Here is an 11959-nt window from a genome sequence, read left to right on the forward strand (position 1 = left end):
CGCGGCGAGCGGGACACCCGCACCGCGGACGGGCGGGACGACGAGCGGCCGGTGGGCCGGCGTGACCGCGGGACCGTCGGCGGCCTCCGTGTGCGGAGCGGAAGCCGCTGGACGCGACGCGGATCGGACGCGAGCCGACCTGCGTCCACCGCTCCGGGCCTCCCGGCGTTCTGCGTCGATGCGCTGACGCCGGGTGGTCGGAGCGACCGGAGCGTCGGGACCGGTGACGGACGGGGCGGTTGCACTGGCGTCGAAGGGCATGGCGGCGTGGACGAGATCCTCAGGACGGGGCGGAACGCGCTCGCGGGGCGAGCAGTGACGGAACTGGAACGGTACCAGCGGCCGCAGAGGGCCCGCCAGTCACGCACCCCCGACCTGGGGACGGCCGCCGGAGTCCGAGGCCGCCGTCAGGCCGCGCCCTCGAGGCCCCGCACGAGGTCCACGAGCGCTCGGGCGATGACCGGCGCGGCGACGACGTAGCCCCGGGCGTCACCCGATTCCCAGCTCTCGACCGTCGCGCCGGCCTCCGCCGCGACGAGGGCGCCGGCGGCCATGTCCCACGGGTTGATCCCCCGCTCGTAGTAGGCGTCGACGGTCCCCGTGGCCACCGCGCAGAGGTCGAGTGACGCCGCTCCCCCACGTCGGATGTCCCGGATCTCGGTGATGAGTCCCGCGAGCACGCGGACCTGGTCGCGGCGGCGCTCGGCGGTGTACCCGAACCCGGTCGCGACGAGGGACTCGGCGAGCGACGCCGGTGCGCCGACGTGCAGCGGCCGCCCGTTCAGCCACGCTCCGCGACCGCGTTCGGCCCGGTGGACGTCGCCCGTGGCCGGCGCCACGACGACCCCGGCGAGCGCCGACCACCGCGCGGGGTGCGGCTCGCCCTCGACCACCGCGATGCTGACGCCGTACGACGGGCTGCCGTACAGGTAGTTGACGGTTCCGTCGATCGGATCGACCACCCAGGTCAGCCCACTCGACCCCACGCTCGTGCCGGTCTCCTCGCCGAGGAACCCGTCGTCCGGTCGCACCTCGGCGATCCGCCGTCGGATCATCGCCTCGACCTCACGGTCGGCCGCGGTCACGACGTCGACGAGGCTCGACTTGCGGTCGGTGACCTCGACCCCCTCGGTCCGCCGTCGATGCGCGAGGGCTGCGGCGTCGCGCCCGATCGACTCGGCGATGTCGGCGAGTTCCGGGACGCTGACGGTGGCGCTGGCTCCGGGCACGGGGGCCTCCTCGGGACGGACGGGGCCCGGGACGGACGGACCCGTCGGGACGACGAAGGGTCCGTCCGATGCGGACGGACCCTCGTCGCGTGGGTGGCGAGTGAGGGATTCGAACCCCCGAAGGCTACGCCGGCTGATTTACAGTCAGATCCCTTTGGCCGCTTGGGTAACTCGCCATGTGCGCACCCGACCCGTGTGATCACCGACCGGAGGCGCCGTACGAGCATACCGTGTCGGCGGTGCCGCTCGGGACCATCCGGGGCCCCGCCGCGTGGTGCCGGATTCGTTAGGCTGTCGGGCATGGCAGACAGCTCCTTCGACGTGGTCAGCAAGGTCGACAAGATGGAGGCGGAGAACGCCCTCAACCAGGCCGCCAAGGAGATCGAGCAGCGCTACGACTTCAAGGGCGTGGGCGCGTCGATCGCGTGGAGCGGCGAGGACGTCCTCATCAAGGCCAACTCCGAGGAGCGCGCCAAGGCCGTGCTCGACGTCTTCGAGTCGAAGCTCATCAAGCGCGGCATCAGCCTGAAGAGCCTCGACGCCGGCGAGCCGTACGCGTCGGGCAAGGAGTTCCGCATCGAGGCCGCGCTCAAGAACGGCATCGAGCAGGACGTCGCCAAGAAGGTCGGCGCGCTCATCCGCGGTGAGGCCCCGAAGAGCGTCAAGAGCCAGATCCAGGGCGACGAGATCCGGGTCTCGTCGAAGAGCCGGGACGACCTCCAGGCCACGATGGCCCTGCTGCGGGGAGCCGACTTCGACGTGCCGCTCCAGTTCGTCAACTTCCGCTAGCCGGCATCCCCCGACCGCCGAGACCGGAGGCCCGCTGTGGAGCACTGGCTCGACGTCGCCGTCATCGTCCTGCTCGTCCTGCTCGACCTCGCGATCCGCGCGTTCTCGATCATCTACGTGCCGATCAACCGCAAGCCACAGACGGCGACGGGGTGGCTGCTCGCGATCTTCCTGATCCCGTACCTCGGGTTCATCGTCTTCCTGCTCATCGGCTCGACGAAGCTGCCGAAGGCACGCCGCGAGAAGCAGGCCGAGATCAACCAGTACATCCTCGACCAGACCGAGGGCATGGACCGGGTGCGGCGGGAACCGAGCTGGCCGTCCTGGCTGCACGGCGTCAGTGAGCTGAACCGCAACCTCGGGTCGATGCCGCTCGTCGGCGGCAACTCCGCGGAGCTCTACCCGGACTACGAGGAGTCGATCGCCGAGATGACCCGTGCGGTCGACACCGCGCGGCGCTTCGTGCACGTCGAGTTCTACATCGCGACGCTCGACGAGACGACCGCCCCGTTCTTCGACGCCCTCGGGCGAGCGGTGCAGCGCGGTGTGACGGTCCGGTTCCTGCTCGACCACATCGCGAGCCGCGGCTACCCGGGGTACCGGGCGACGCTCGCGCGCCTCGACGAGATCGGGGCGCAATGGCATCTCATGCTCCCCGTGCAGCCCCTGCGCGGGAAGTACCAGCGTCCGGACCTCCGGAACCACCGCAAGCTCCTCGTCGTCGACGGCGGGCTCGGGTTCACGGGCTCGCAGAACCTCATCGACTCGAGCTACGACACGGGGATCAACCGCCGACGGGGTCTGCATTGGAAGGACCTCATGGTCCGGTTCGAGGGTCCGGTGGTCGCGGGGATCAACGCGCTGTTCGTGACCGACTGGTACTCGGAGACGGACGAGCTCCTCGTGCGCGAGAGCGACCCGGTCCACCGCGCCGACCGGCAGGACGCCCTCGACTGCCAGGTGGTCCCCTCGGGCCCCGGGTACGACGGCGAGAACAACCTCCGCCTCTTCAACGCGCTGCTCTACGCGGCGCAGGAGCGCGTCGTGATCACGAGCCCGTACTTCGTGCCGGACGAGTCGATGCTCTACGCGATCACGACGACGGCGCAACGCGGCGTGGCGGTCGAGCTCTTCGTCGGCGAGATCGGTGACCACGCCCTGACCTGGCACGCCCAGCGCTCCTACTACGAGGGGCTGCTGCGCGCCGGCGTCCGGATCTACCTGTACAACAAGCCGACGATCCTGCACGCCAAGCACTTCACGATCGACGACGCCGTCTCGGTCATCGGATCGAGCAACATGGACATGCGGTCGTTCAGCCTCAACCTCGAGATATCGGTCATGGTCCGAGGACACCGCTTCGTCGACGCGCTCCGCGAGGTCCAGGACGCCTACCGCCGTGACGCGTTCGAGATCACGCTCGACGAGTGGCTCGAGCGGCCCACCCGTTCGCAGGTGCTCGACAACGTCGCGCGGCTCACCGCGGCCCTGCAGTAGCCGCGGCGAGGAGCATCTCGAGCGGACCGCGCCGGAACCGGTGCCGCCAGAGCACGGCGACGAGCACCGCGCCGAGCAGGAACGAGGCCGCCACGGCGGGACCCTCGGTCGGCCCGAGGGTGTGCGCGAGCACGGCGATCGCGACGATGTGCAGCGCGTAGACGGACAACGGCATGCTGCCGACCGCCACCGCGGGCCACACGATCCGCGCCAGCCGGGTTCGGCGTTCGGTCAGGAGCAGACAGGCGCCGAGGACCGCGACGGCCACCCCGGTCGAGCCGAGGACGTCGACGACCGACGACGAGTGGGCCCGCGGCGACAGCCACTCCTGCACGACCGCTGACGGTCCCGTCGCGCCGCCGGCCGAGGGCACCCCGGTGACGACGGCCACCGCGGGGTCGACCGGCGCGACGACCGCACCGACCGTGTACGCGGCGACGGCGAGCGCCATCCCCGTGACGACGAGCAGCACCTGCGTCCGGCGAGCGGGGAGGTCGCTCCGCCCCACCGCGAGTCCGACGAGCAGGAACCCGATGAACGTGAGGACCGGGTACGTCCGGCCGAACTGCGCCGTCGCGGCGTCCGCGTGGGCGAACAGCGCGGCGGTCGCGAGCGCGACCGGGACCGACAGCGCGACCGCCCCCGCGGCGAACGACAGCAGGACCGACCGGGGACACCGCAGGACCGGGACGACCAGCAGGAACAGCGCCCCGTACGTCGGCAGGATCACGGCCACGGACGTGCCGAGTGCCACGAGCAGCACCCCGAGCGCGACCAGGAGGACCGCCCGGACCACCAGCCGGATCCGGGCGGCGGCCATCGCGGGCGGAGCGAACGGGCGAGTCCGACCCGTGACGAGCGCGACCGACACTCCCGCGAGCAGCGCGAAGAGTGCGGAGGAGCGCCCGTTCACGACGGCGGACCAGGTGGACGGGTCCGACCACGCCACGGTCTGGGGCACGGCCCCGACGTGCGCCACGACCATGCCGGCGAGCGCGAGTGCCCGCGCGAGGTCGACCCCCACGAGGCGGCCGCCGGACGGCGCCACGGGTCGGTCAGACCCGCTGTGTGGCGCCCCGGCGGAGCGAGACGTCCACCATGTCCTCGCGCGGGACCACCTTGACGCGCGCACGCCCCGCCGGCTCGCCGAGCGCGATCTCGTGCGCGTCGAGGGCGTGCCAGCCGTCGAGGTCCGTGTACTCGACGCCGCGCTCGCGGAGCAGGGCCGGGACGGCCTCCTCCGACGGGTCCTCCGGACTCCACCAGCTCGCCTGGTCGGTGACGAGGTGCTGGACGGTCTCCATCGCGTCGGACTTCGTGTGCCCGATCAGTCCGACCGGTCCGCGCTTGATCCACCCCGTCGCGTAGACACCCGGCATCTGCTGGTTGTCGTCGTCGAGCACCTGACCCTCGTGGTTCGGGATGACGCCGTGGCGCTCGTCGAACGGGACACCGGGCACCGGCGACCCGAAGTAGCCCACCGCGCGGTACACGGCCTGCACCGGGACCTCGCGGAACTCGCCGGTGCCCTCGACGCCGCCCTGACCGTCGGGCCGGGTGCGCTCGTACCGCAAGGCGGTCACCTTGCCGTCGGCACCGACGATCTCGACCGGCCGCGCGTAGAAGTGCAGGTGCAGCCGGCGTGACGCCGTGCCGGGCTCGCGCTTGCGCCACTGCTGCAGGACGCGGTCGATCACCATGACCTGCTTGTTCGTCGCCACGGCGGCCTTGGACGCCTCGTCGTAGTCGAAGTCCTCGTCGTACACGACCATGTCGACGTCCGGCACCTCGCCGAGCTCGCGGAGCTCGAGCGGCGTGAACTTGACCTGCGCGGGGCCGCGGCGCCCGAAGACGTGCACGTCGGTGACGGGCGACGCCTTGAGGCCCTCGTACACGTTGGCGGGGATCTCCGTCGGGAGCAGGTCGTCCGCGTGCTTGGCGAGGATCCGCGCGACGTCGAGCGCCACGTTGCCGTTGCCGATGACCGCGACGCTCTCGGCCTCGAGCGGCCAGGTGCGCGGGACGTCGGGGTGGCCGTCGAACCAGCTCACGAAGTCCGCGGCGCCGAACGAGCCCTCGAGGTCGACGCCCGGCACGTCGAGGTCGGCGTCCTTGATCGCCCCGGTGGAGAACACGACCGCGTTGTAGTGCCGCTTGAGGTCGTCGAGGGTGATGTCCTGGCCGAACCGGACGTTGCCGAACACGCGGACGGCACCGCTGTCGAGGACGTCGCGGAGCGCGTTGATGATGCCCTTGATCCGGGGGTGGTCCGGTGCGACGCCGTACCGGACGAGGCCGTACGGCGCCGGGAGCTGCTCGAACAGGTCGATCGAGACGTCGAACCCGCGTGCCTCGCGCTTGAGGATGTCGGCGGCGTAGATGCCGGCGGGGCCTGCACCGACGATCGCGAGTCGGAGAGTGGTCACCGTGTGCTCCAGTTCTTGTTCGGCGTGCGACGAGCGTCGCGGGTCAGCGGGTGCGGTCGACGACCGACTCCGCGAAGCGGGTGAGGGCGCGCTTGACCGGCCCGGACGGCAGCGGTGCGATGGCCGCGACGGCCTCGTCCGCCCAGCGGTGGGCGACGGCGCGGGTGGCCGCGGTGACCTCGTGCTCGCGGAGGTCCGTGACCGCCGACAGGTACGGCGCGCTCGTCACCGCGTCGTCCGGGGCACCGGTGACGTCGCGTTCGATGCGCCGGACGAGGTCCGCCGCCGCGGCGTCCGTCGCCGCGGCGCGCCGCAGGTGCAGGAGCGGCAGCGTGACGACACCGGCGCGGAGGTCGTTGCCCGTGATCTTGCCCGTGCGGTCACCGGCGGGGGCGAGGTCGATGACGTCGTCGACGAGCTGGAAGGCGACCCCGACCTTCTCGCCGAACTCCGCGACGGCCGGCAGGTACGTCCGGTCGGCTCCGGAGAACATGATCCCGGCGCGGGCAGCGGTGGCGATGAGGGACCCCGTCTTGTCGCTCAGCACCTGGATGTAGTGCGCGACCGGGTCGTCGTCCGGGCCGGGGCCGGTCGTCTCGTGGAGCTGCCCGAGGCACAGGCGGGCGAAGGTCTCGGCCTGCATGCGGATGCCCTCGACGCCGAGCTCGGCCGTGATGAGGCTCGCGCGGGCGAAGAGCAGGTCACCCGTCAGGATCGCGACGTTGTTGCCGTAGGTCACGTGGGCGCTCGGCACACCCCGTCGGACCGGCGCCTCGTCCATGACGTCGTCGTGGTACAGCGAGGCGAGGTGGGTCATCTCGACGCTCACGGCGGCACGGACCACGGCGTCGGTCACGCCCTCGCCGAGCTGCGCGATGAGCAGGGTCAGGGTGGGGCGGATGCGCTTGCCGCCAGCCGACAGCAGGTAGCGGCTCGTCGTGTCGGCGAGGGTGTCGGCCGACCGCATGGCCTCGTCGAGCTGCTGTTCGACGAGTTCGAGCCCGTCGTCGATCCGGCCGACGAACCGGCGCTCCGCGGGGGTCGCGAACATCCGCTCACCGACGCCGAGCGACGCACGCAGGCTGGGCGCGCGTCGGGCGACGGGGACACTCGGGTTCACTGCTGCTCCGTACTGGGGACTGGGTCCGACGCGGACCGTTCGTCGTGGACCGGATCGGTGGGCTCGGCCGCGGGGCTGGCCCCGGCGGTCACGCTCCCGGTCGTTCCGCCGCGGGCGCGTCCGGCTCCGTCCCGACGCGGGGCTGCTCCCCCGTCGGCTGGTGGGCACGCCGTGCCTTCGCCCGGCGTGCGGCGGACTCGCGCACGGCACCCGCGACCGGCTTGCGACCGCGGTGGAGTGCCACGATACCGGCGGTGAGGTTCCGGTACGCCACCATCGTGAACCCCACACCGCGCAGCCACTGGCTCAGCACCTGCTGGTCGGGCCACGCGGAGATCGACTCGGCGAGGTACCGGTACGCCGCCGGGTTGCTGCTCGACAGCCGCGCGATGCCCGGCAGGACCCGCTTGAGGTAGGCCGTGTACGACAGGCGCAGGACGGCGAGCGGCGGGGTCGAGAACTCGCAGATGACGACGCGGCCCCCGGGCTTGAGCACCCGGTACATCTCGGCGAGCGCCACGGACGGCTCGTTGACGTTGCGGAGCCCGAAGGAGATGCTGACGGCGTCGAACGAATCGTCCTCGAAGGGGAGCTGCTCGGCGTCACCGTGGACGAAGGTGATCTCGGGGTGACGCTGTCGGCCGACCTCGATCATGCCCGCGGACAGGTCGAGCGCCGTGACCTCGGCGCCGCGCTTGGCGAACGCGACCGAGCTCGTCCCGGTGCCGGCGGCGAGGTCGAGCACACGTTCGCCGGGCCGGGGGTCCACCGCGCGGGTCGTCGCCACGCGCCAGAGCGCCGCGTTGCCCGCCGAGAGGATGTCGTTCGTCAGGTCGTACCGTGCCGCGACGTCGTCGAACATCGCCGCCACCTCGTCCGGCCGCTTCTCCATGTCCGCCCTGCTCACGAGGAGCCATCCTAGTTGGTCGACGCCGGACGGCAGCCGTACGACGGCGGGCCCGCGGAGGCCGGACGCGTACCATCGTGGGGTGCCCCTGACCGCCGTCGAGACCCCCCGTCTGACCGTCGCGACCCGCATGCTGGACGACCCGGGGGACGTGCTGGCCGCGACGCTCCCCGACCGTCCCCTCGCCTTCGTCCGGCGCGGTGACGGCATCGTCGGCATCGGCGAGGCCGTGCGGTTCGTGTTCACCGGCCCGGCCCGGATGCGCGACGCCTCCGCCACCTGGCGCCGCCTCGTGGAGCGCGCCACCGTCGAGGACGGCCTCCGGGTCCGCGGGACCGGACTCGTCGCGTTCGGGGCCTTCGCCTTCGCCGACGAGTCCGCCGCCCCGAGCGTGCTCGTCGTGCCGCGGATCGTCATCGGTCGCCGTCACGGGCGGGCGTGGATGACGACGATCGACCCCGAGCCCCTCGACGGTGAAGCGTTCCCCGCGGTCGTGGCGGACGTCGTCCCGACCACCGCGACCGCGTCGATCACCCTGCCCACCCCGGCGCCCGCCCACCTCTCGGCCGCGTTCGGTCCCGGTCGCATCGACGAGGACGCCTACGCGGCCGCGGTCGCCGAGGCCGTCCGGGTGATCCGCGCCGGCGGGGTCGAGAAGGTGGTGCTCGCCCGTGACCGCGTGGCGCGCCTCCCGGCCGACGCCGACCGCCGGGGCGTCCTCGTCGACCTCGCCGCGGCGTACCCGGACTGCGTGACGTTCGCGGTCGACGGCCTCGTCGGCGCGACGCCGGAGACACTCGCCCGTACCGACGGGCGGACGCTCACCGCGCGGGTGCTCGCGGGTAGTGCCGCGCGCGGTGCGGACGCCGAATCGGACCGCCTCGCCGCGGAGTCCCTGGCCGCCGACCCGAAGGACCTCGAGGAACACGCCTTCGCGCGGGCGAGCCTCGTCGAGGCGCTCGGCACGGTCGCCACGGACGTGCGGGCCGATCCCGCACCGTTCCGCCTGCAGCTCCCGAACCTCTGGCACCTCGCCAGCGACGTGTCGGCCACGCTGCCCGAGGGCACGACCGCCCTCGACGTCGCCGACGTCCTCCACCCCACCGCGGCGGTGGCCGGGACGCCGCGAGCGGCTGCGCTCGACCTCATCGCCCGACTGGAGGGCACGGACCGCGGCCGGTACGCCGGACCCGTGGGATGGATGGGTGCCTCCGGCGACGGCGAGTGGATGCTCGCGCTGCGGAGCGCGCAGATCGACGACGACGGCACCGTGACCGCGTGGGCCGGTGCCGGGATCGTCGCCGGGTCCGTACCGGACCGCGAGGTCGCGGAGACGGCGTTGAAGCTCCGGCCCGTCACCGACGCGCTCGCCTGAGCCGGACCTCCCGGCCGCCCCAGGAGGCGGTCAGACCTGGAGCGGCACCTCGATGACGAGTCGGTCGGCCGGATCCGTGAGGACCTGCTCGAGCTCGGCCCAGGTGGCGGCGCGACGGTACTCCCACCCGAGGCCACGGACGACGGGCTCGATCTCGACCACCTGCGGTGTCGCCATCATCCGGCGCATGTCAGCCGGGTCGGTCGTCGCGGCGACCTCGAGCCCGCCGAAGATCGCACCCCCGCCGTCGTTGCCGACCACGATCTGGAGGCGCTGGCGCCGCTCCTCGACGCCCGTCACCAGCCCGCCGAGGTCGTGCAGGAACGTCAGGTCGCCGACGAGGACGCGGGTCGTGCCCCCCGTCGCGCCCGAGGCCTCGACTCCGGCGGCGATGCCGAGCGCGGTCGAGATCGTGCCGTCGATGCCCGCCAGTCCGCGGTTCGCGTGCACCCGCACCTTCTTGCCCGGGACGCGGCCGTCCGCCACCCGGATGAGCAGCGACGCACCGAACACGAGGCGGTCGTGCGGCCAGGTGGCACCCCAGACCGCGTCGACGAGCATCGCCCGGTCCACGGGACGCCGCCGCACCGCGAGCTCGTCGCGGAAGAACTGCGCCCGTTCCGCACGGTCGGCGGACCGCTTGGCGTCGAGATCGGGGGCGGTGTCCCCGTCGCCGAGGAGGGCACGGCTCGCACCCACCCAGGTGCCCACCCATGCGCGGTGCTCCGGCCCCGGGCGCCCGTCGACGCGGATGCCCGGGACGACGACGGCCGGGTGCGGAGGACGGGCGGCGCTGCCGGGGTCGTACGCCTCGGCCGCTGCGCCCCGCACCACGACGACCTCGACGTCCGCGCGCTGGAGGAGCGCCGGGACCTCACGACTGAGCGTCGGGTGCCCGAGGACCACCACGCGGCGGACGCGACCGCCGAAGGCGGGGTCCCGGAGCAGCTGACGGTAGGCCACGACGAGGTTGCGACCGAAGTGGGCGCCGCTCGAGACCTCGGCCAGGAGGGGCGCGCCGAGCTCCCACGCGATGCGCTCGGCGTCCGCGCCGGCGTCGTGGCCCGCGACCACCACCGTGGCGGGGTCGGCGTCGACGACCAGGTCGCGGTCGCGCTCGGGTGCGGGTCCGGTGCGACGGGTGGCGAAGTCGGCGTCGACCTCGTGCGGCTCGGGGGCCGTCACGGCCCCGACCGCGGCCGAGAGCGGCTCGCGGAAGGCGAGGTTCACCTGCACCGGCCCGGGAGGCCCGTCGTGGCCGGCCGCCGCCGCGACGGCCTGGCGGACGAGTGCCCGGAGCGTGGCCCGGGTGGAGTCGTCCACTCCGTGGGTGGTCGGCGCCTCGACGTCCCGGACGAACCGCGTGGCGGCGCCGAAGACCCCCGGCTGGTGCGTGGTCTGGTTGCTGCCGATGCCACGGAGCTCGTCGGGTCGGTCGGCGCTCACCACGATCATCGGGACGCCCGAGTGGTGGGCCTCGAGCACGGCCGGGTGGAGGTTCGCCACGGCCGTCCCGGACGTCGTGACGACCGCGGCCGGCCGTTGCGTCTCGACCGCGAGTCCGAGCGCGAAGAACGCGGCGGTCCGCTCGTCGAGCCGGACGTGGACCCGGAGGGCACCGGCGCGCTCGACGGCGGCCGCGGCCAGCGCGAGGGCCTGCGACCGCGACCCCGGGCTCACGACGACGTCCGTGACGCCGGCGCAGGCCAGCTCGAGCAGGAACGCCACCGCGAAGTCGGTCGCCGGGCTCCCGGACCCTGCGGGCCGGGCCGGGGAATCGCTGCCGGGACTACCGGTCGGGGCGGTCGCCGCCGGGGCCGCCGCTGGCGCCGGGGTCGTCGTCGAGGTCGGCGAGCTGTTGTTCGAGGTGCCGGAGGGTTGCGTCGCTCTGCTCTTTCTCGCTGCGGGTCATCCCGGCGCGCGCGGTGGCGCCGAGGAAGTCCGGGTCGTCGTCCGGCCCACGGTACCGCTGCCGGGGCACCGCCCGTGCCGGGGCCCGCCCGAGCAGGTACCAGAGCACGGCGCCGATGATCGGCAGGACGACGACGAGGACGATCCACAGGGGTTTGTTGAGGGCACGGACCCGATCGCGCGGCACCCATGCACAGTCGATGACGGCGTACACGGTGAACGCAACGGCGGCGACGACGGCGCCGATGAGGAACTTCACCATGGACGGAGTGTAGGTCGCTCCGGCTGGGACGCGCCGGGACGTGCACACCGGTCGCCGGACGCTCAGCTCCCGCGTCGTCGCCCGACCGTAGAATCATCGGGTGAAGTCGTGGCTGGTGTACTCCCTGGCGAGGATCGGGATCTTCGCGGTCCTGCTCGCGGTCTTCCTCGTCATCCGGCTGCCGTGGCCCGTGGCGACGATCGGCGCCGCGCTCGTCGGGCTGCTCATCTCGTACATCGCGCTGCCGAAGCTGCGGTGGCAGGTGGCGACCAGCTTCGCCGAGCGGCGACGCGGGCCCGACCACGACGAGGACACCGACTTCGAGGACGACTTCGTCGACGCCGAGGACTCCGCTGCTCCGTCGGTCGACCCGGCCCGGAGCGCTGAGCCGGGCGTCGTCGAGCGTCCCGCGTCGCCCCGCGCCGACGCCTGATCCCGCTGAC

At 73.1% G+C, this 11959-nt stretch carries 11 protein-coding genes and 1 tRNA gene; 4 read left to right on the forward strand and 8 right to left on the reverse strand.

Annotation, left to right across the window (positions count from 1 at the left end; translation table 11 throughout):
• Positions 1 to 407 precede the first annotated feature (407 nt).
• Together DEI86_RS08645 and DEI86_RS08650 are read right to left on the reverse strand one after the other, a co-directional pair.
• Positions 408 to 1229 (reverse strand): inositol monophosphatase family protein, encoded by an 822-nt coding sequence (locus DEI86_RS08645; protein WP_111049305.1) that lies wholly within the window; start codon positions 1227 to 1229, stop codon positions 408 to 410.
• Between the two features lie 94 nt (positions 1230 to 1323).
• Positions 1324 to 1405, reverse strand: a tRNA-Tyr gene (locus DEI86_RS08650).
• A 124-nt stretch (positions 1406 to 1529) separates the two neighbouring features.
• Here DEI86_RS08650 and DEI86_RS08655 point away from each other — a divergent pair.
• Both DEI86_RS08655 and cls read left to right on the forward strand, forming a co-directional pair.
• On the forward strand, positions 1530 to 2018 hold the full coding sequence (locus DEI86_RS08655) for a YajQ family cyclic di-GMP-binding protein (protein WP_111013542.1): 489 nt from the start codon (positions 1530 to 1532) through the stop codon (positions 2016 to 2018).
• Positions 2019 to 2054: 36 nt separating this feature from the next.
• The gene (gene cls / locus DEI86_RS08660) at positions 2055 to 3515 is read left to right on the forward strand and encodes a cardiolipin synthase (protein ID WP_111036812.1); all 1461 of its coding nucleotides are present in this window, start codon (positions 2055 to 2057) and stop codon (positions 3513 to 3515) included.
• Here the strand turns inward: cls and DEI86_RS08665 are convergent.
• The 4 genes from DEI86_RS08665 to DEI86_RS08680 all read right to left on the reverse strand — a co-directional run bounded on the left by DEI86_RS08665 (position 3496) and on the right by DEI86_RS08680 (position 7968).
• On the reverse strand, positions 3496 to 4563 hold the full coding sequence (locus tag DEI86_RS08665) for a DUF418 domain-containing protein (protein WP_111049306.1): 1068 nt from the start codon (positions 4561 to 4563) through the stop codon (positions 3496 to 3498). The genes cls and DEI86_RS08665 overlap by 20 nt on opposite strands.
• 7 nt (positions 4564 to 4570) lie before the next feature.
• Positions 4571 to 5941, reverse strand: coding sequence for an FAD-dependent oxidoreductase (locus tag DEI86_RS08670; RefSeq protein ID WP_111049307.1), 1371 nt, complete (start codon positions 5939 to 5941; stop codon positions 4571 to 4573).
• A 43-nt stretch (positions 5942 to 5984) separates the two neighbouring features.
• On the reverse strand, positions 5985 to 7061 hold the full coding sequence (locus DEI86_RS08675; protein WP_111049308.1) for a polyprenyl synthetase family protein: 1077 nt from the start codon (positions 7059 to 7061) through the stop codon (positions 5985 to 5987).
• Between the two features lie 88 nt (positions 7062 to 7149).
• Complete coding sequence (locus DEI86_RS08680; RefSeq protein WP_111009427.1) at positions 7150 to 7968, reverse strand: demethylmenaquinone methyltransferase; 819 nt, start codon at positions 7966 to 7968, stop codon at positions 7150 to 7152.
• An 88-nt stretch (positions 7969 to 8056) separates the two neighbouring features.
• Here DEI86_RS08680 and DEI86_RS08685 point away from each other — a divergent pair, with 88 nt between their 5' ends.
• Positions 8057 to 9343, forward strand: a complete 1287-nt coding sequence (locus DEI86_RS08685; protein ID WP_375342168.1) for an isochorismate synthase MenF — start codon at positions 8057 to 8059, stop codon at positions 9341 to 9343.
• Positions 9344 to 9373: 30 nt separating this feature from the next.
• On the opposite strand, the gene menD is transcribed toward DEI86_RS08685, so the two are convergent.
• Both menD and DEI86_RS08695 read right to left on the reverse strand, forming a co-directional pair.
• Positions 9374 to 11071 carry a 2-succinyl-5-enolpyruvyl-6-hydroxy-3-cyclohexene-1-carboxylic-acid synthase gene (gene menD / locus DEI86_RS08690; protein ID WP_111049310.1) on the reverse strand — a complete coding sequence of 566 codons (1698 nt, stop codon included), beginning with the start codon at positions 11069 to 11071 and terminating at the stop codon, positions 9374 to 9376.
• Positions 11072 to 11132: 61 nt separating this feature from the next.
• Entirely contained in the window at positions 11133 to 11516 is a 384-nt protein-coding gene (locus DEI86_RS08695; protein ID WP_111009424.1) for a PLD nuclease N-terminal domain-containing protein, read from the reverse strand.
• A 100-nt stretch (positions 11517 to 11616) separates the two neighbouring features.
• Between DEI86_RS08695 and DEI86_RS08700 the strand changes: the two genes are divergently transcribed.
• Positions 11617 to 11949 carry a DUF4229 domain-containing protein gene (locus DEI86_RS08700; protein ID WP_111013548.1) on the forward strand — a complete coding sequence of 111 codons (333 nt, stop codon included), beginning with the start codon at positions 11617 to 11619 and terminating at the stop codon, positions 11947 to 11949.
• Positions 11950 to 11959: the final 10 nt, after the last annotated feature.

Origin of the sequence: Curtobacterium sp. MCBD17_028 (assembly GCF_003234875.1) — a bacterium.
Taxonomy (GTDB): Bacteria; Actinomycetota; Actinomycetes; order Actinomycetales; family Microbacteriaceae; genus Curtobacterium.

Excerpts from the sequence above, each read along its gene's own strand:
- DEI86_RS08655 (WP_111013542.1), top strand. The coding sequence starts at position 1,530 with ATGGCAGACAGCTCCTTCGACGTGGTCAGCAAGGTCGACAAGATGGAG.
- DEI86_RS08695 (WP_111009424.1), bottom strand. The coding sequence starts at position 11,516 with ATGGTGAAGTTCCTCATCGGCGCCGTCGTCGCCGCCGTTGCGTTCACC.